Raw genomic sequence first — 17,161 nt, 5'->3', positions numbered from 1 at the left:
GCCCTTGTCATGGGGCTCGCGGCGGCTGAGTGGTGTCGTTTGGCGCTGGTGTGGTCGGCGCGGCGGTTTGGGCTACGTGTTCAACCGAGGCTGGCGCGACGACAGGCGCTGATTCGGTTGGCGCTACAGCAGGTGCCGCTGGCGTTGGAGCGGCAGGGCTGTGAATCGTCTGCTCACCCACGTGCTCGACCGGCGTCGGCTCCTGCTGAACCGGCGTGAAAATCTTCCGCGCCTCCTGTTCCAGTGACAGGATGTGCTCGTTGTGCAGTTGCCGACGGATTTCGTCGGCACCGATTTCACGCTCAACTTCCTGTTTGATCGCGTTGAAGCTGCGCTTCAGCCGCCCGACCCACAGGCCGGCGGTGCGTGCAGCGCCCGGCAGACGCTCGGGGCCCAGCACCAGCAGGGCGACGAGGCCGACGAGCAGCAGTTCAGAGAAGCTGATACCAAACATTAGTCAGTGCTCACACGTCTTTGCGGATCGGCTCTTCGACTTTCTGCGCCTGCACGTCGATGGTGTGCGGCGGGTTGGCCTGAGCGGTGGCTTGCGGCTGTACCGGCGGTACCGGTTGCGCAGGCGTGACGGTCGGATCGGCCGGTTTTTCGTCGTCGTTCATGGCTTTACGGAAGCCCTTGATCGACTCGCCAACGTCGGTGCCGAGGTTCTTCAGTTTCTTGGTACCGAACACCAGTACCACGACCACCAGGATGACGATCCAGTGTTTCCAGTCAAAAATGCCCATGTTGCTGTTCCTCTCTTGAAGTTGTTCAGGCGGACGGGCGCGAGGCTTTCTCGACGTGTCCGGACAGGCCGAAACGGCGATCCAGTTCATCCAGCACCGCCTGCGGATGCTGCCCCAGCTGGGCAAGCATGACCATGCTGTGGAACCACAGGTCGGCGGTCTCGTAGATCACGTCGCTGCAGTCGCCGCTGACGGCGGCGTCCTTGGCGGCGATGATCGTTTCGACCGATTCTTCGCCGACCTTTTCCAGAATCTTGTTCAAGCCCTTGTGATACAGACTAGCCACATACGAACTGTCGGCAGCAGCGCCCTTGCGCTCTTCCAGCACCTGAGCGAGGCGGGTCAGGGTGTCACTCATGTTTGTGTCCTGCGGAGTAAATAGCGTGCGGGTCTTTCAGGACCGGGTCGACCGTTTTCCAGTCGCCGTTTTCGAAGACGCGGTAGAAGCAGCTTTGACGGCCGGTATGGCAAGCAATGTCGCCGATCTGCTCGACCATCAGGATGATGACGTCGGCGTCGCAGTCCAGACGCATTTCATGCAGCGTCTGTACGTGGCCGGACTCTTCGCCCTTGCGCCACAGCTTGCCACGGGAACGTGACCAATAGATGGCACGGTTTTCCGCCGCGGTCAGCTCCAGGGCTTCGCGGTTCATCCAGGCCATCATCAATACGCGTCCGGTCTTGTGATCCTGGGCAATCGCCGGCACCAGGCCATCGGCGTCCCACTTGATCTCGTCCAGCCAGTTTTTCATCTTCGACTCCGACAGCGAACCCACACTTCAATAGTCGGGTTCAGGCGTTGAAACAGTGTGCCAGCCGATCACGGAACTGGCTATCGGCGAACGACCAGATACAAGCCGACTGCCACCATGATCCCGGCGGGCCAATGCCCCAGTTCGTGCAACGGGCCCCCGGCGGCGAGGATCGTACCGCCCGCCAGATGGGCGCTGCCGAGCAGGCGCAGGAACCAGTCGTCCTTGCGTTTTTTCCACGGCGGTGGCGGGTCGTTGGCGTGGGGCTGGGACATGCGTTCGAGCAGGTCGCGAGCCATGTTGGCCAGGTGCGGCAGTTGTTCGAACTGGCTCTGGACGTTGCCGAGCAAGGCTTTCGGGCTGACGCGCTCGCGCATCCAGCGTTCGAGGAACGGCTGCGCGGTGTTCCACAGATCGAGGTCCGGGTACAGCTGACGGCCCAGGCCTTCGATATTCAGCAGGGTCTTTTGCAGCAATACGAGTTGCGGCTGCACTTCCATGTTGAAGCGGCGCGCGGTCTGGAACAGGCGCATCAGCACCTGGCCAAATGAAATATCTTTTAATGGTTTTTCGAAGATCGGCTCGCACACGGTACGGATCGCCGCTTCGAATTCGTTGAGCTTGGTTTCCGCCGGCACCCAGCCCGAATCGATGTGCAATTGCGCCACGCGGCGGTAGTCGCGCTTGAAGAAGGCGAACAGGTTGCGCGCCAGATAGTCCTGGTCTTCCGGGGTCAGGCTGCCGACGATGCCGCAGTCGATCGCGATGTACTGCGGGCTCCACGGATTGACGGTGCTGACGAAGATGTTGCCCGGGTGCATGTCGGCGTGGAAGAAACTGTCGCGGAACACCTGGGTGAAGAAGATCTCCACGCCGCGCTCGGCGAGCATTTTCATGTCGGTGCGCTGGTCGGCGAGGGTCGCCAGATCCGTCACCTGAATCCCGTAGATGCGCTCCATCACCAGCACTTTCGGCCGGCACCAGTCCCAATAGACTTGCGGCACATACAGCAGCGGCGAGCCTTCGAAGTTGCGCTTCAACTGGCTGGCGTTGGCTGCCTCGCGCAACAGGTCGAGTTCGTCGTAGATGGTTTTTTCGTAGTCGCTGACCACGTCCACCGGGTGCAGCAGGCGGGCGTCGGCCGAGACCTTTTCGGCAGCGCGGGCGAGGATGAACAGCCACGCCAGATCCTGCGCGATGATCGGTTTCAGGCCCGGGCGGATCACCTTGACCACCACTTCTTCGCCGGTCTTCAGTTGCGCGGCGTGTACCTGCGCCACCGAGGCCGAGGCCAGCGGTTCGACGTCGAAGCGACTGAACACTTCGCTGATCTTCTTGCCCAGTTGCTCTTCGATCAGCTTGACCGACAGCTGCGAATCGAACGGCGGCACGCGGTCCTGCAACCGCATCAGCTCATCGGCGATGTCTTCCGGCAGCAGGTCGCGGCGGGTCGAAAGGATCTGCCCGAACTTGATGAAGATCGGTCCCAGGTCCTGCAGCGCCAGGCGCAGGCGTGCCCCACGACTGAGCTCCAGCGGCTTGCGCGGAAACCAGCGCCACGGCAGGACGTAGCGCAACGCCAGCAGGAACCACGGCAAAGGCAGATCGAACAGCAGGTCATCGAGGCGGTAGCGGATCACGACGCGCTGGATGCGCAACAGACGGCGGACGGCGAGCAGCTTCATGCGTTATCGCTTGGGTCGAGGGATCGGGAAAGGCGCTCGAAGCGCGCCTCGAGACGTTCCAGATCGAGTTTGATCCGGTCCAGTTCGCTGAAACGGGCTTCGGCTTCGCGCTGCCCGACGAGGGTGCGCGATTCTTCGGCCAGGTATTCGGCGAGGTTCTGGTTGAGGCTGGCAAATCCTTGTTGATACCAGCGGGCGCGGCTGCGCAGGTGACCGCCGACCAGTTGCGTGGCGACCGGGCCCAGCCAGCGCGAGAGTTCGTACTCCCAGTCCAGCTCGAGGTCCTGTAGTACGCCGGCCAGTTCCAGCAGCACGCCGCTGTCACCGTCGAGTTCGACTTCCGGTGCGTGCAGCACCGCCGTCTTGTCCTTGCTCAGGGCCAGTTTCACCAGGCTCGAGGCCGGGGCGCGCAGGGTGCAGTCGACGCCGGTTTCCCAGTGGGACGCCAGCATCAGGCCTTCGTCGCTCGGCAGGATGAACAGTTGCAGCGCCGGGCTGCGGCAATCCACGGCAATCACTTTGCCGGTCAGATGCGCCAGTCGCGGCAGCGCCGTGCTGTCGAGACGCAGCACACGGTTGAGGCCGAGTTCGACGCTGGCGAGCAGCCCGGTCAGCAGCATCAGGGTTTGATGCCGCGGTGCAGGGCGACGATGCCTGCGGTCATGTTGTGATAGGTCACGCGGTCGAAACCGGCGTCGACCATCATCGACTTCAGGGTTTCTTGATTCGGGTGCATGCGGATCGATTCGGCCAGGTAGCGATAGCTTTCCGAGTCATTGGTGATCAGCTTGCCCATCAGCGGCATGAAGGCGAACGAGTAGGCGTCGTAGGCCTTGGACATCAGCGCGTTGGTCGGCTTGGAGAATTCCAGCACCAGCAGGCGGCCGCCCGGCTTGAGGACGCGCAGCATCGAACGCAGGGCGTCTTCCTTGTGCGTCACGTTGCGCAGGCCGAAGGCGATGGTCACGCAGTCAAAGTGGTTGTCCGGGAACGGCAGCTTTTCAGCGTCGGCCTGAACGAACTCGACATTGCCCGACACGCCGACATCCAGCAGGCGGTCACGACCGACCTTGAGCATGGATTCGTTGATGTCGGCCAGCACCACCTGACCGGTCGGGCCGACCAGGTGCGAGAACTTCTTGGTCAGATCGCCCGTGCCGCCGGCGATGTCCAGCACGCGATTGCCGGCGCGTACGCCCGACAGTTCGATCGCGAAACGCTTCCACAGACGGTGCATGCCGCCCGACAGAAGGTCGTTCATCAGGTCGTACTTGGCGGCCACGGAGTGGAACACCTCAGCGACTTTTTCCGCTTTCTGGCTTTCCGGAACGTTTTTGAAGCCGAAGTGAGTGGTGGGTTCGGCATCGCTGCCTTTGCGCTGATCAGTCATATCGCTGTCACCAAAAGAGAATGCGCGACATTCTAATCCCCAAGCCATGCTTTGTCTTGGAATGGCTAAAGGTAAGATGGGCAACCTTCGGGACGATTTGCCGCAGTGGCGGTCAAGATTCGTTGCAGGCATTCATAGCCCCATTCAAAAAGCAGGAGTCATTCAATGGCCCATATCAGTGTTGAGCGTGCCCACAGCCTGGGCAAGGAAGCGGCCCGCGAGAAAGCCGAAAAACTGGCGCAGAAACTCTCCGATCAATATGGCCTGGAGCCGCAGTGGTCGGGCGATGTCCTGAACCTCAAGCGTTCGGGCGTGAAGGGCGCGGTGCATGTGGCCGAGGATTCGATCCGGGTCGACGTCGAACTGGGCCTGATGATGTCGGCCATGAGCGGCATGATCAAAGCCGAGATCGAAAAGGCGCTGGATAAAGCGCTGGTCTGATCAGGACAAAACGGGGAGCTTTGGGCTCCCCGTTTTTTTCTCGTGCACCTGCCTTTTATGTCAGTTGTTAGGGTGCCGTTTCTAATTTTTCTCCCTACTTTGTGCCTGAGCCCGACACTCGTCAGGGCAGTTCCTCAAACCTTCTGCGCGTGAGGTGCACCATGGCCAAAGTCATTTTGAAGAAAAAAATCGACGCTTCGACTTCCGCTCTGAGCGACGTCAAATCCTATGCCCGCAAGATCTGGCTGGCAGGCCTGGGGGCCTACACCAAGGTCGGTCAGGAGGGCAGCGAGTACTTTCAGGAGTTGATCAAGGCTGGTCAAACTGTTGAAAAGAAAGGCAAAAAAGCCGTCACCGAAAAACTCGAAGCAGCCAACGCCGAGATCGATGAAGCCAAGAGCGAAGTCAGCTCTTTCAAAGGCCGGGTCGAAGTTCAGCTGGACAAGGTCGAGAAGGCCTTCGACACACGTGTCGCCAGTGCCTTGAATCGTATCGGCATTCCGTCTAAACATGACGTTGAGGCACTCTCTGCTAAGCTCGATGAGCTGACGGCATTGCTCGAACGCGTCGCGCGTAAATCTTAAGGAGAACGGGATGGCTGGTAAAAAGAACACCGATAAAGAAGGCAGCTCGTGGATCGGAAAAGTCGAAGACTATTCCCGCAAGATCTGGCTGGCTGGTTTAGGCGTGTACTCGAAGATCGACACTGACGGCAGCAAGCTCTTCGATACATTGGTCAAAGACGGCGAGAAAGCCGAGAAGCTCACCAAGGCTGCAGTCGGCAAGAAAGTCGATGCTGCCAAGGATTCTGCAAGCTCGGCAAAATCGCGCATCAGCGGCGTGAAAGATCGCGCGCTGGGCACCTGGGATCAGCTGGAAGGGGCTTTCGACAAGCGCCTGAACAGTGCGATTTCGCGCCTGGGCGTACCGAGCCGCAACGAGGTGAAGGATCTGCACAAGAAGGTCGATACCCTGACCAGGCAGATCGAAAAACTCACCGGCCTGAAAGCTCAGCCTGTCGCGGCCAAAACCGCAGCAGCCAAGCCTGCGGCCAAAGCCGCAGCCAAGCCACTGGCTAAAGCCGCCGCCAAGCCGGCCGCAAAAGCAGCAGCCAAAACCGCTGCCGCCAAGCCTGCAGCGAAAGCCGCGGCCAAACCGGTTGCCGCCAAGGCCGCCGCCAAGCCGGCAGCAAAACCAGCCGCCAAACCTGCGGCCAAGTCAGCAGCCAAGCCAGCAGCGAAAACCGCTGCCGCCAAACCCGCTGCCAAGCCTGCCGCCAAACCGGCTGCGGCGAAAAAACCGGCAGTGAAAAAACCGGCCGCGCCGAAAGCCGCTGCGCCGAAAGCTGCAGCACCAAAACCGGTGACCACACCGCAAGCACTGGCAAGCACGTCGAACTCCGCCTCGGCTCCAACCCCGGCGCCTGCTCCGACTGCTGCATCGACTCCGTCGACGCCAACCAGTCAGTCCTGATTTTTCAGGGCTCAAAAAAACGCCCGGCCTGTGAAGGTCGGGCGTTTTTGTTTGGGCGATTTAAAACTTACCCCTCTCCCCAAGGGAGAGGGGGCTTTGGCGTTACTCGTGATCTTCGAGGTACTGCAAAGCCATCCTCTCCGTCGCCACCTTCACCGGTGGCAACAGATGCGGCGCCACCAGCATCATGATCTGGTACACCACCAGCCGCACTTCCCCTTCGCGATCGAGAATCCGCTGATAGTCCAGCGAGAACAGCAGCGTCATGGTGATCTGCTCCACCAGTTGCCCCAGCGCCTGGGTGTCGCTGACCAACTGCCCCGACGCCTTCAACCGCGCCAGCAATGACGCGAGCGTACGCTTGAGCACGTTGAGAAACTGGCGAATGCCCTTGGCCAGTTTCGGCAGACGCCCGGCCAGGTTCGACAGGTCCTGGAACAGGAAGCGGTACTGCGCCAGCCGTTCGACGATCAGGTGCAGGAACAGCCAGTAATCCTCCGGCGCCAGTTCGACATCAGCGGGCGGGTCGAGCAGCGGGGCGAGGTCGTTCTGGAAACGCTCGAACAACCCGAGAATCAGCGGTTCCTTGCCGTGGAAGTGGTAGTAGAGGTTGCCGGGGCTGATCCCCATCTCATTGGCAACCTCCATGGTGGAGACGTTCGGCTCGCCCTTTTCATTGAACAACTGCAGGGCACATTCGAGGATCCGTTCGCTTGTTTTCATCCAGTCTTCTTAAAAGGGCTTGGGTCAGTCAGCGCACACGCACATAGGTGCCGGGTGCCGCTTCCATCGGTGGATAATTGGCGTTGCCGAGGGTCATCCGGGTTTCGTGCAGGGTGCCGGAGCGCTGCTGCACCCACTCCAGCCATTGCGGCCACCAGCTGCCGTCGACTTTCTTGGCGTCGTAGTACCAGGCGCGCGGATCGCTGCTGAGCTTTCCGTTCTCGACGTAATGGGCTTTCGGGTTGCCCGGCGGGTTGAGGATGCTCTGCACGTGGCCGCTGTTGGACAGCACGAAGCGCCGCTCGCCGCCCAGCAACAGTGTCGAGCGATACACCGCGTCCCACGGCGTGATGTGGTCGTTCATGCCGGCCACGCTGAAACTGTCGACCGTGACCTTCTGCAGGTCGATCGGCGTGCCGCACACTTCCAGGCCCCCCGGATGGGTCAACGGGTTGTGCTTGAAGAAGTCCAGAATGTCGCCGTGAAACGCGGCGGGCAGGCGGGTGCTGTCGTTGTTCCAGTAGAGAATGTCGAACGCCGGCGGCTCCTTGCCCAGCAGATAGTTGTTGACGAAATAACTCCAGATCAAATCGTTGGGGCGCATCCAGGCGAACACCTTGGCCATGTCGCGGCCGTCCAGCACGCCTTTCTGATAGGAACGCCGCTTGGCCGCTTCGAGCGTTTGCTCATCGGCGAACAGGGTGGCCGGGGTGTTCATCTCACTGTCGAGCAGGCTCACCAGATAGGTGGCGCTGGAGACTCGCCGCAACTGCCGCTTGGCCTGCAGATGCCCTTGCAGTGCCGCGATGGTCAGCCCGCCGGCGCAGGCGCCCATCAGGTTGACCTCACGGGCGCCGGTGATCGCCCGGCAGATGTTCATCGCTTCCTCCACGGCTTCGACGTAGGTCGAGAGGCCCCATTCGCGATGCCGCACATCCGGGTTGCGCCAGCTGATCATGAAGGTCTGCAAACCGTTCTTCAGGGCGAACTGGACGAAGCTGTTGCTCGGGCTGAGGTCGAAAATGTAGTACTTGTTGATTTGCGGCGGCACCACCAGCAACGGTTTCGAATACTGTTTTTCGCTCATCGGCCGGTACTGGATCAGCTCGAGCATTTCATTGCGAAACACCACCGAGCCGGTGGTGGTGGCGACGGTCTTGCCGACTTCGAAAGCTTGTTTGGTGACCTGGCGTGGCAGGCCGTCGTTGTGCAGCAGGTCATCAATCAGATGGCTGAGACCGCGCACCAGACTGTGGCCGCCGGAGTTGAACAGTTCTTTCACAGCCAGCGGATTGAGCAGGGTGTTGGAAGGCGCCACGGCGTCGTTGAGCAGGGTGAAGGCGAAATGCGCGCGGGCGCGGTCGTCGTCACTCATGCTGCTCTCGTCGATCCAGCTCTTGACCTGTTTCTGCCAGGTCAGATAAGCCTGCAGGCTGCGCCGATAGAACGGGTTCAGGCTCCACGCCGGATCGGCGAAGCGGCTGTCCTGCGGATTGGTCGGGTGCAGGGTTTCGCCGAGCAGCACGCGTCCGAGCGCACCTCCCAGCTTCAAGGCGTGTTTTGCACTGTGGATCGGATTGCGCAAGCCGTGGGCTGCCACGCTGCGCAAGGTCGAGATCAGGTCGCGGCCACGCAGACCGGTCATGGCACTCTGTGCATTGATGAACACGGCGGGGCTGGGCACGACGCCCGTCGCTGGTTTGTCACGCATGACTCAACACTCCTTCGTCTTCAGGCCAAAAACAAACACACCGAACCAGAACACCATAGACGCTGTTGCGGGTTGCTGCTTGCGCGGCCTCCTGCCACGCACCTGTCCAGACGCGCTGCAAAACGCTGTCCAGAAATCCGTGCCGGGACGGTTATCCGCCCAGCGGTGTCGGGTGCGGATGCATCACCGCACGCTGACGTTCCTCCTGGAGGAATTTCATGATGATCGGCGCCACCGCCTCGGCCCTGGTAATCAGGAACAGATGCCCGTCGTCGATGATGTGCAGCTGCGCGTTGGGGATTCGCCAGGCGAGCATGCGCATGTTGATCAGCGGGATCAGCGGATCGTCATCACCGGCCAGCACCAGGGTCGGCTGGTGGATCTTGTGCAGCCAGTGAATGCTGGTCCAGCCCAGGCCCGCGAACAGTTGCCAGTAGTAGCCGAGCTTGCCCGCCGAACGCACCTTGGCCGCATGGCTGGCGGCGAGTGTCGGGTCGCGGCGGAACGAGCCGCCGTAGATCATCGGGGCGATGCGGATCACATGGGACGGCTGGATATAGCGCCGCGGACTGGCCATCATCCACAGCACTTTCGGCTTGCCCGGCACCATCACCGCACCGGCAGCGGTCGCCGCCAGCACCAGCTTCTTGCAGCGCTCGGGATAGTCGTAGGCGAACTGTTGCGCCAGCGCGCCACCCCAGGACACGCCGATCACGTTGACCTGTCCGTAGTCGAGGTAATCGAGCATCCGCGCGGTGAGCTTCGCCAGCCCCGGAAAGCGATACGGCCGGCTCGGCGTCGAGGAACCGCCGACACCGGGCACGTCGAAGGCGATCACTTCCAGATCCGGATCCAGCGCCGCGACAAAAGGAAACACCAGCTCCAGGTTGGCGCCGATGCCGTTGAATATCAGCAAGGGCGTCAAGTGAGGCTTGCCGGGGCGGACCGCCGTGCGGATGGTCTGGCCATCCAGCTCGACAGTTCGAAAGATGAACGGGTGCGGCATGCTTCAAGGCCCTGTGGGTCGCAATCTCAGTGATCACCTCACTCCCCGCAGGGAGTGAGGGGTGTCGGTTACCGCTCGTGAACGTAAGTGCCCGGTGAAGCTTCGCCTGCCGGATACGCCTTGTTGCCCAGCTTGGTCGGCGCCTTCTTCAGCTCGCCCGAACGCGCGGCCTGCCATGCCTGCCAATACAGCCACCAGGAGTCGGCGTGCTTGGTCGAGTTCTCCTGCCAGTCATCGGCATTGGCGGTCATTTCATCGCTGGTCATGTAGCGCGATTTCGGGTTGCCCGGCGGGTTCAGAATGCTCTGGATATGCCCGCTGCTCGACAGCACGAATTCCACCTTGCCACCGAACAGCTGCGCCGACTTGTAGCAGGACTTCCACGGGGTGATGTGGTCGTTGGTGCCGGCCAGCGAGAAGATGTCGGCGGTCACCTGCTTGAGGTCGATCGGCGTGCCGCACACTTCCAGTGCATTGGGGCGGATCAGTGGGTTGTTTTTGAACATCTCGATCAGGTCGCCGTGGAACGCGGCCGGCAGTCGAGTCGTATCGTTGTTCCAGAACAGGATGTCGAACACCGGCGGCTCGTTGCCGAGCAGGTAGTTGTTGACCCAGTAGTTCCAGATCAGATCGTTGGGACGCATCCAGGCAAAGACTTTGGCCATGTCTTTGCCTTCGAGCACGCCGGCCTGATAGGAGTGTCGCTTGGCCATTTCCAGCGTCTGCTCGTCGACGAACAGTGCGACATCACTGTCGAGGGTGGTGTCGAGCACGCTGACCAGCAGGGTCAGGGCATTGACCTTGTTCTCGCCCGTGGCGGCATAGTGGCCGAGCAGGGCGGTACAGGTGATGCCGCCGGAGCAGGCGCCAAGCATGTTGACGTCCTTGCTGCCGGTGATCGCGGTGACCACGTCGACCGCTTCCTTCAGGGCTTCGATGTAGGTCGAGAGGCCCCACTCGCGCTGTTCCTTGGTCGGGTTGCGCCAGCTGACGATGAAGGTCTGCACATTGTTGCGCAGGCAGAAACGCGCCAGGCTCTTGTCCGGGCTCAGGTCGAATACATAGAACTTGTTGATCTGCGGCGGCACGACGAGCAGCGGGCGCTCGTGCACTTGCTCGGTGATCGGCTTGTACTGGATCAGCTCCAGCACGTCGTTGCGAAACACCACCGCGCCTTCGGTCACGCCCAGGCTCTTGCCGACCTCGAACGCGCCCATGTTGACCTGGCTCGGCATGCCGCCGTTGTGCACCAGATCCTTGGCCAGGTGCGAGAGGCCGTCGAGCAGGCTCTTGCCGCCGGTCTCGAAGAAGCGTTTGACCGCCGCCGGGTTGGCCGCCGTGTTGGTCGGGGCCATGGCCTCGGTCATCAGGTTGATCACGAAGTGGCCGCGCGCGATGTCCTTGGGCGAGAGGCTGCTGTCGTCGATCCAGGCATGGAGTTCCTTGCGCCACGCCAGGTAGGTCTGCAGATAACGTTTGTACAGCGGGTTCTGACTCCACGCCGGATCGACGAAGCGACGGTCATCGCCCGCCGGTTGCAGGTCGGATTTGCCGAACAGCACGTTCTTCAGTTCGAGGCCGAACTGGGTGACGTGTTTGACACTATGGATCGGTTGTTTGATGGCCTGGGTCAGCACCATTCGAGCAGAGGCCAGCAGATCCTTTCCGCGTAGCCCAACGACAGGATTCAGCCCCAGGGTGTTCTCCGAGGCCTGGTACTTCAAATCATCGTTATTCTTGTTACTCATCTACGACGCTCCATTGTCCTGAGACGAGTACCCGGTTTTCTGCTGTGCAGTTCCACAGCCAATGCCAGGTACTACTGCTCGGGTGACCGTTGATTCTGCATAGCTGCTTTACAGTCGTAGAGCACTGCAGGGAACTTGCCAGTTCCATTGGTTACCCGAGATTGATTTTTTTCGCAAGCAGCCGATCCCGGGCCGCTTTAACGGAGCATTCAAACAGATGAATCTAGAAAATGCCCTCTAAACAGTCCGAGGCGCGGACTAGAGCATCAGCTTGACGACGGACTGGTCCGGGTCGCGGGTTTTGCCGGCGGCTTTGAGTTCGGCCAGATAATCCGCCCAGAGTGCGTCATGACGTCGCCCCAGCTCGTACAGGTAATCCCAGGTGAACAGACCGCTGTCGTGACCGTCGTCGAAGGTCAGTTTCAGTGCGTACTGACCGGCCGGTTCTACCTTGGTCAGGCCGACGTGCAGCTTGCCGAATTGCAGGATCGGTTTTCCGTGACCCTGGACCTCGGCGGAGGGGGAGTGCACGCGCAGGAATTCGGCGGGCAGGGTGTACTCCTCGCCGGACGCGTATTTGAGCGACAGGGTTTTCGAGGCTTTGTGCAGTTTGATGTCGGTGGGGAGTTGGGTCATTGCCGGCGTTCCGTCAGGTGGAAAAAATTGTGGGAGCCGATGGCTCCCACAGTTTCACGACCACTGTAAGTATGGCTTACAGGATATAACGGGACAGGTCTTCGTTCTGCGCCAATTCGCCCAGGTGGCTGTTGACGTACTCGGCGTCGATCTGGATCGCTTTGTCGTCGTGGGCGCTGGCCAGATCGCCGGCACTGAACGACACCTCTTCCAGCAGACGCTCGAGCAGTGTGTGCAGGCGACGGGCACCGATGTTCTCGGTCTTCTCGTTGACCTGCCAGGCGATTTCCGCCAGACGCTTGATGCCTTCCGGCTGGAACTGGATGTTCAGGCCTTCGGTTTTCAGCAGCGCGCAGTACTGCTCGGTGAGCGAGGCGTGCGGTTCGCTGAGGATGCGTTCGAAGTCCTGCGGGCTCAGGGCCTTGAGTTCCACACGGATCGGCAGACGACCTTGCAGTTCCGGCACCAGATCGCTCGGCTTGCTCAGGTGGAACGCACCGGAGGCGATGAACAGGATGTGGTCGGTCTTGACCATGCCCAGCTTGGTGTTGACGGTGCAGCCTTCGATCAGCGGCAGCAGGTCACGTTGCACGCCTTCGCGGGACACATCAGCGCCGCCGACATTGCCGCGCTTGGCGACCTTGTCGATCTCGTCGATGAATACGATGCCGTGCTGCTCGACGGCTTCCAGGGCCTTGGCCTTCAACTCTTCTTCGTTGACCAGGCGACCGGCTTCTTCATCGCGTACCAGTTTCAGCGCTTCCTTGACCTTGAGCTTGCGGGCCTTCTTCTTGCCCTTGCCCATGTTGGCGAACAGGTTCTGCAACTGGTTGGTCATTTCTTCCATGCCCGGAGGCGTGGCGATTTCGATGCCGGCCATTTCGGCGACTTCGATCTCGATTTCCTTGTCGTCCAGCTGACCTTCGCGCAGGCGCTTGCGGAACAGTTGGCGAGTATTGGAATCCTGGGTCGGCGCTTCTTCATTGCTGAAGCCCATGCGTGCCGGTGGCAGCAGGGCGTCGAGAATACGGTCCTCGGCGGCGTCTTCGGCACGGTGGCGAACGCGGGTCATTTCCTGCTCGCGCAGCATCTTGATCGCGGCGTCGGCCAGATCACGGATGATCGATTCGACGTCACGGCCGACGTAGCCGACTTCGGTGAATTTGGTCGCTTCGACCTTGATGAACGGCGCGTTGGCCAGTTTGGCCAGGCGACGGGCGATCTCGGTTTTACCGACACCGGTCGGGCCGATCATCAGGATGTTCTTCGGGGTCACTTCAACGCGCAGCTCTTCAGGCAGCTGCATGCGGCGCCAGCGGTTGCGCAGGGCAATCGCGACGGCGCGTTTGGCATCGTCCTGGCCGATGATGTGGCGGTTGAGTTCGTGGACGATTTCGCGGGGAGTCATGGACATAATAATTGACGGTCCTCAAGCAGAAACAAGCCGTGGCACAGGGGCCGCGTCAGGCTCATTCAGCGAGATCCTGCTCCTCAATGGTCTGGGTGTGGTTGGTGAATACACAGATGTCGCCGGCGATGCCGAGAGCGGTCTCGACGATTTCGCGGGCCGACAGGTCGGTCTTTTTCAGCAGCGCGCTGGCGGCGGCTTGCGCATAGGCGCCACCGGAACCCATGGCGATCAGGCCGTCTTCGGGTTCGACCACGTCACCGTTGCCGGTGATGATCAGGGATGCGTCCTTGTTGGCGACCGCGAGCATCGCTTCGAGGCGGCTCAGGGAGCGGTCGGTGCGCCATTCTTTGGCGAGTTCGACGGCGGCGCGAACCAGGTGACCCTGGTGTTTTTCAAGCTGGCCTTCGAAACGTTCGAACAGGGTAAAGGCGTCGGCGGTGGCACCGGCGAACCCGGCGATGACTTCGCCGTGGTACAGGCGACGAACTTTCTTCGCGTTGCCTTTCATCACGGTATTGCCGAGAGAAACCTGGCCGTCGCCGCCCATGACGACTTTGCCGTGGCGGCGGACTGAAACGATGGTGGTCAAGGGAAGAGTCTCCACACTGCGGGGCGAAAATGCCTTATGCCCATTCATATGGGGGTGGTGGAGAGGATTTCAACTGCGGGGCGGGAGAGGGGACGAGCGGTGGTTTGCGCGGGGGCGTTCCCACGCAAAGCAACGTGATCGTTCCCACGCTCCGCGTGGGAATGCCTCAATGGAGGCTCCGCGTCCCTGCGGCAAGGGACGCGGAGCGTCCCGGGCTGCATTCCCACGCAGAGCGTGGGAACGATCGGTGAGGAGGATCAGCGGCTCTGGCGTTGTTGTAACAACAGGTTGCTGAAGCCGGCGCCCGCCAGTTGTTTCTGGGCGGTGGTCAACTGTTCGCGGTTGCTGAACGGGCCGACCAGTACGCGATACCAGGTTTCATCCTTCACCGTCCCGGATTCAACCGCGACCGCCTGACCGAGCAGAATGATCTGCGCGCGGACCTTGTCGGCATCCGTCTCTTTGCGGAACGAGCCGGCTTGCAGGAAGAACTTGGTCACCGGTGCAGCCTTGGTCACCGGCGGCGCTGGCGGCGGGGTGATCCCGGCCAGTGCAGCCTGTGCCCGTGCGGTGTCGATCTTCGCCGCTTCCGCCGGGGTCACCGGCGTGGTCGGGATTGCCGGCACCTGTGGCGTCGGCAGGGTTTTCTCAGGCACCGCGTCCGGCGGCACGATCACTTCCGATTCCGGCAGCAAGGTGTAGAAGTCGTACTTCGGCTTCACCGGTTGCGTCGGGCTCGGCGGGGTCTTGTTGGCCTCGGCGATCTTGGAGGCTTTCTGTTGTTGCTGTTGCTCGATCTTCTCGCGCTTGACCGTGTCGCTGCCCTTGCCCGGCTCCAGTTTCATCAGAAACACGATGAACGCGCCGACCGTCAGGCCGATGGCCATCCACAGCCAACCCGGGATCGGTTGCTTCGCTGGAGCTTGGTAACGGCTGGCGCCACGCTTGGGTGCAGGTTTTTTCTTGGCAGCCAACTTACATGCGCTCCAGGGTTTCCAGGCCGAGCAGTTCCAGGCCTTGCTTGAGGGTACGGCCGGTCAGCGCGGCAAGGCGCAGACGGCTTTGCATTTGTGCCGGGGTCTCGGCGGTGAGGATCGGGCATTTCTCGTAGAAGCTGGAGAACAGGCCGGCCACCTCGTACAGGTAGGTGCACAGGGTGTGTGGCGTGCCCTTTTCCGCAACGTTGTTCAGCACTTCACCGAACTGCGCCAGTTTGGCTGCCAGATCGTGTTCCTGCGGCGCTTCGAGGACGATCTGGCCATCGACTTCGCTGTATTCCTTTTCAAGCTTGCGGAACACACCGGCCACGCGGGTGTAGGCGTACAGCAGGTACGGGGCGGTGTTGCCTTCGAGGTTGAGCATCTGGTCGAAGTTGAAGCTGTAGTCGCTGGTACGGTGCTTCGAAAGGTCGGCGTATTTCACCGCGCCGATGCCCACAACCTTGGCGATGCTGCGCAGTTCGTCGTCGGCCAGTGTCGGGTTTTTCTCTTTTACCAATGCGTAGGCACGTTCCTGCGCTTCGGTTAGAAGATCGATCAGCTTCACGGTGCCGCCATCTCGGGTCTTGAACGGACGACCGTCGGCGCCGTTCATGGTGCCGAAGCCCATGTGCTCCATTTCCATCGGATGGGTCACGAAACCGGCCTTGCGCGCCACGGCGAACACTTGCTGGAAGTGCAGGGCCTGACGCTGGTCGACGAAGTACAGCGCACGGTCGGCCTTCAGCTTGCCGCTGCGATAACGCACGGCCGCCAGGTCGGTGGTGGCGTACAGGTAGCCGCCGTCAGCCTTGACGATGATAACCGGCAGCGGCTCGCCTTCGGCGTTCTTGAATTCGTCGAGGAACACGCACTGGGCGCCGTTGCTTTCGACCAGCATGCCGGCGGCTTTCAGGTCGTTGACCACGTTGATCAGGTCGTCGTTGTAGGCGCTTTCGCCCATCACGTCGGCCATGGTCAGTTTGACGTTGAGCAGTTCATAGATCTTCTGGCAGTGCGACAGCGAGATGTCCTTGAACTTGGTCCACAGCGCCAGGCATTCAGCGTCGCCGGCCTGCAACTTGACCACCAGGCCACGGGCGCGGTCGGCGAATTCCGGCGATTCGTCGAAGCGTTGCTTGGCGGCGCGGTAGAAGTTTTCCAGGTCCGACAGCTCGTCGCTGGTGATCGGGTTTTCCTGCAGGTACGCCATCAGCATGCCGAACTGGGTGCCCCAGTCGCCGACGTGGTTCTGACGGATCACGGTGTCGCCGAGGAATTCGAGTACCCGCGCCACGCCGTCGCCGATGATGGTCGAGCGCAGGTGGCCGACGTGCATCTCTTTGGCCAGGTTCGGTGCCGACAGGTCGACCACGGTGCGTTGTGCCGGGCCGGCCTTGCGCACGCCGACGTGAGCGTCGGCCAGAGCCGCGTCGAGGCGCGAGGCCAGCGCCTGGGTGTTCTGGAAGAAATTGATGAAGCCAGGACCGGCGATTTCGGCCTTGGTGACGTTCTCGTCAGCCGGCAGGGCGGCGATGATTTTCTCCGCCAGGTCGCGTGGCTTCATGCCCGCAGGCTTGGCCAGCATCATCGCGATGTTGCTGGCGAAGTCGCCGTGGGTCTTGTCCCGGGCGTTTTCCACCTGGATCGCCGGCGTCAGGCCTTCAGGCAACACACCTTCGTTGACGAGTTGGGTGAGGGCTTGTTGGATCAGCTGGCGAATGGTGTCTTTCATGGTCTTCTCTTTCGACCGCAAGCGCGGCGGCGCATCGATGCGCGGGTGGAAAAACTGGGCATTATCCGTTGCGAAGACGGGCTTGCCAACCTTAGCAGGCAGGATGTGGATGTGTGGTGACAATTCGGCCGGTTTTGCCCG

19 protein-coding genes are annotated in these 17,161 nt (G+C 61.3%); 3 read left to right on the top strand and 16 right to left on the bottom strand.

Annotated features, from left to right (window positions below; translation table 11 throughout):
- Positions 1-7 precede the first annotated feature (7 nt).
- The 7 genes from tatB to ubiE form a co-directional block, all read right to left on the bottom strand.
- A complete protein-coding gene (tatB, locus tag QRN46_RS22330) occupies positions 8-454 on the bottom strand; it encodes a Sec-independent protein translocase protein TatB (protein ID WP_011332062.1) in 447 nt (148 codons plus the stop codon).
- 10 nt (positions 455-464) lie between these two features.
- Positions 465-743, bottom strand: a complete 279-nt coding sequence (locus QRN46_RS22325; RefSeq protein WP_007952423.1) for a twin-arginine translocase TatA/TatE family subunit — start codon at positions 741-743, stop codon at positions 465-467.
- Positions 744-768: 25 nt separating this feature from the next.
- A complete protein-coding gene (locus QRN46_RS22320; protein WP_007952422.1) occupies positions 769-1,101 on the bottom strand; it encodes a phosphoribosyl-ATP diphosphatase in 333 nt (110 codons plus the stop codon).
- Positions 1,094-1,495 carry a phosphoribosyl-AMP cyclohydrolase gene (hisI, locus tag QRN46_RS22315; RefSeq protein WP_007909357.1) on the bottom strand — a complete coding sequence of 134 codons (402 nt, stop codon included), beginning with the start codon at positions 1,493-1,495 and terminating at the stop codon, positions 1,094-1,096. The genes QRN46_RS22320 and hisI overlap by 8 nt, the downstream gene beginning before the upstream one ends.
- Positions 1,496-1,575: 80 nt before the next feature.
- Entirely contained in the window at positions 1,576-3,180 is a 1,605-nt protein-coding gene (gene ubiB / locus QRN46_RS22310; protein WP_011332063.1) for a ubiquinone biosynthesis regulatory protein kinase UbiB, read from the bottom strand.
- Positions 3,177-3,800, bottom strand: coding sequence for a ubiquinone biosynthesis accessory factor UbiJ (locus QRN46_RS22305; RefSeq protein ID WP_007952419.1), 624 nt, complete (start codon positions 3,798-3,800; stop codon positions 3,177-3,179). Before QRN46_RS22305 ends, ubiB begins: the two co-directional genes overlap by 4 nt.
- Complete coding sequence (gene ubiE, locus QRN46_RS22300) at positions 3,800-4,570, bottom strand: bifunctional demethylmenaquinone methyltransferase/2-methoxy-6-polyprenyl-1,4-benzoquinol methylase UbiE (protein ID WP_007952418.1); 771 nt, start codon at positions 4,568-4,570, stop codon at positions 3,800-3,802. The genes QRN46_RS22305 and ubiE overlap by 1 nt, the downstream gene beginning before the upstream one ends.
- A 165-nt stretch (positions 4,571-4,735) precedes the next feature.
- Between ubiE and QRN46_RS22295 the strand changes: the two genes are divergently transcribed.
- The 3 genes from QRN46_RS22295 to QRN46_RS22285 all read left to right on the top strand — a co-directional run bounded on the left by QRN46_RS22295 (position 4,736) and on the right by QRN46_RS22285 (position 6,484).
- Positions 4,736-5,011: a polyhydroxyalkanoic acid system family protein gene (locus tag QRN46_RS22295; RefSeq protein WP_011332064.1), complete on the top strand. Its 276-nt coding sequence runs from the start codon at positions 4,736-4,738 to the stop codon at positions 5,009-5,011.
- 161 nt (positions 5,012-5,172) lie between these two features.
- Entirely contained in the window at positions 5,173-5,595 is a 423-nt protein-coding gene (locus QRN46_RS22290) for a phasin family protein (protein WP_007952416.1), read from the top strand.
- A gap of 10 nt (positions 5,596-5,605) precedes the next feature.
- A complete protein-coding gene (locus tag QRN46_RS22285; protein WP_011332065.1) occupies positions 5,606-6,484 on the top strand; it encodes a phasin family protein in 879 nt (292 codons plus the stop codon).
- A 102-nt stretch (positions 6,485-6,586) separates the two neighbouring features.
- On the opposite strand, the gene QRN46_RS22280 is transcribed toward QRN46_RS22285, so the two are convergent.
- From QRN46_RS22280 to argS, 9 genes are all read right to left on the bottom strand, one after another.
- Entirely contained in the window at positions 6,587-7,207 is a 621-nt protein-coding gene (locus QRN46_RS22280) for a TetR/AcrR family transcriptional regulator (RefSeq protein ID WP_007952414.1), read from the bottom strand.
- A gap of 28 nt (positions 7,208-7,235) precedes the next feature.
- Positions 7,236-8,918 carry a class II poly(R)-hydroxyalkanoic acid synthase gene (gene phaC, locus QRN46_RS22275; protein WP_285357255.1) on the bottom strand — a complete coding sequence of 561 codons (1,683 nt, stop codon included), beginning with the start codon at positions 8,916-8,918 and terminating at the stop codon, positions 7,236-7,238.
- Positions 8,919-9,069: 151 nt separating this feature from the next.
- Complete coding sequence (phaZ, locus tag QRN46_RS22270) at positions 9,070-9,924, bottom strand: poly(3-hydroxyalkanoate) depolymerase (protein WP_007952412.1); 855 nt, start codon at positions 9,922-9,924, stop codon at positions 9,070-9,072.
- A gap of 68 nt (positions 9,925-9,992) precedes the next feature.
- Complete coding sequence (phaC, locus tag QRN46_RS22265) at positions 9,993-11,672, bottom strand: class II poly(R)-hydroxyalkanoic acid synthase (RefSeq protein ID WP_011332067.1); 1,680 nt, start codon at positions 11,670-11,672, stop codon at positions 9,993-9,995.
- Between the two features lie 258 nt (positions 11,673-11,930).
- Positions 11,931-12,308 (bottom strand): gamma-butyrobetaine hydroxylase family protein, encoded by a 378-nt coding sequence (locus QRN46_RS22260; RefSeq protein ID WP_011332068.1) that lies wholly within the window; start codon positions 12,306-12,308, stop codon positions 11,931-11,933.
- Positions 12,309-12,384: 76 nt separating this feature from the next.
- Entirely contained in the window at positions 12,385-13,722 is a 1,338-nt protein-coding gene (gene hslU, locus QRN46_RS22255) for an ATP-dependent protease ATPase subunit HslU (RefSeq protein ID WP_007952406.1), read from the bottom strand.
- A 55-nt stretch (positions 13,723-13,777) separates the two neighbouring features.
- A complete protein-coding gene (hslV, locus tag QRN46_RS22250; RefSeq protein WP_003196958.1) occupies positions 13,778-14,308 on the bottom strand; it encodes an ATP-dependent protease subunit HslV in 531 nt (176 codons plus the stop codon).
- A 257-nt stretch (positions 14,309-14,565) separates the two neighbouring features.
- The gene (locus QRN46_RS22245) at positions 14,566-15,282 is read right to left on the bottom strand and encodes an SPOR domain-containing protein (RefSeq protein WP_007952404.1); all 717 of its coding nucleotides are present in this window, start codon (positions 15,280-15,282) and stop codon (positions 14,566-14,568) included.
- A 1-nt stretch (position 15,283) separates the two neighbouring features.
- Complete coding sequence (argS, locus tag QRN46_RS22240; RefSeq protein ID WP_011332071.1) at positions 15,284-17,020, bottom strand: arginine--tRNA ligase; 1,737 nt, start codon at positions 17,018-17,020, stop codon at positions 15,284-15,286.
- Positions 17,021-17,161 lie beyond the last annotated feature (141 nt).

Source organism: Pseudomonas sp. lyk4-R2A-10 (assembly GCF_030209075.1).
GTDB lineage: Bacteria > Pseudomonadota > Gammaproteobacteria > Pseudomonadales > Pseudomonadaceae > Aquipseudomonas > Aquipseudomonas glycinae.
The sequence above is the reverse complement of the archived record's forward strand: the minus strand, read 5'-3'. Positions and strand labels throughout refer to the sequence as shown.

Excerpts from the sequence above, each read along its gene's own strand:
- QRN46_RS22280 (WP_007952414.1), bottom strand. The coding sequence starts at position 7,207 with ATGAAAACAAGCGAACGGATCCTCGAATGTGCCCTGCAGTTGTTCAAT.
- QRN46_RS22325 (WP_007952423.1), bottom strand. The coding sequence starts at position 743 with ATGGGCATTTTTGACTGGAAACACTGGATCGTCATCCTGGTGGTCGTG.
- ubiB (WP_011332063.1), bottom strand. The coding sequence starts at position 3,180 with ATGAAGCTGCTCGCCGTCCGCCGTCTGTTGCGCATCCAGCGCGTCGTG.
- tatB (WP_011332062.1), bottom strand. The coding sequence starts at position 454 with ATGTTTGGTATCAGCTTCTCTGAACTGCTGCTCGTCGGCCTCGTCGCC.
- QRN46_RS22305 (WP_007952419.1), bottom strand. The coding sequence starts at position 3,800 with ATGCTGCTGACCGGGCTGCTCGCCAGCGTCGAACTCGGCCTCAACCGT.
- QRN46_RS22285 (WP_011332065.1), top strand. The coding sequence starts at position 5,606 with ATGGCTGGTAAAAAGAACACCGATAAAGAAGGCAGCTCGTGGATCGGA.
- phaZ (WP_007952412.1), bottom strand. The coding sequence starts at position 9,924 with ATGCCGCACCCGTTCATCTTTCGAACTGTCGAGCTGGATGGCCAGACC.
- phaC (WP_285357255.1), bottom strand. The coding sequence starts at position 8,918 with ATGCGTGACAAACCAGCGACGGGCGTCGTGCCCAGCCCCGCCGTGTTC.
- hslU (WP_007952406.1), bottom strand. The coding sequence starts at position 13,722 with ATGTCCATGACTCCCCGCGAAATCGTCCACGAACTCAACCGCCACATC.
- argS (WP_011332071.1), bottom strand. The coding sequence starts at position 17,020 with ATGAAAGACACCATTCGCCAGCTGATCCAACAAGCCCTCACCCAACTC.
- ubiE (WP_007952418.1), bottom strand. The coding sequence starts at position 4,570 with ATGACTGATCAGCGCAAAGGCAGCGATGCCGAACCCACCACTCACTTC.
- hisI (WP_007909357.1), bottom strand. The coding sequence starts at position 1,495 with ATGAAAAACTGGCTGGACGAGATCAAGTGGGACGCCGATGGCCTGGTG.
- QRN46_RS22260 (WP_011332068.1), bottom strand. The coding sequence starts at position 12,308 with ATGACCCAACTCCCCACCGACATCAAACTGCACAAAGCCTCGAAAACC.
- QRN46_RS22295 (WP_011332064.1), top strand. The coding sequence starts at position 4,736 with ATGGCCCATATCAGTGTTGAGCGTGCCCACAGCCTGGGCAAGGAAGCG.
- phaC (WP_011332067.1), bottom strand. The coding sequence starts at position 11,672 with ATGAGTAACAAGAATAACGATGATTTGAAGTACCAGGCCTCGGAGAAC.
- QRN46_RS22290 (WP_007952416.1), top strand. The coding sequence starts at position 5,173 with ATGGCCAAAGTCATTTTGAAGAAAAAAATCGACGCTTCGACTTCCGCT.
- QRN46_RS22320 (WP_007952422.1), bottom strand. The coding sequence starts at position 1,101 with ATGAGTGACACCCTGACCCGCCTCGCTCAGGTGCTGGAAGAGCGCAAG.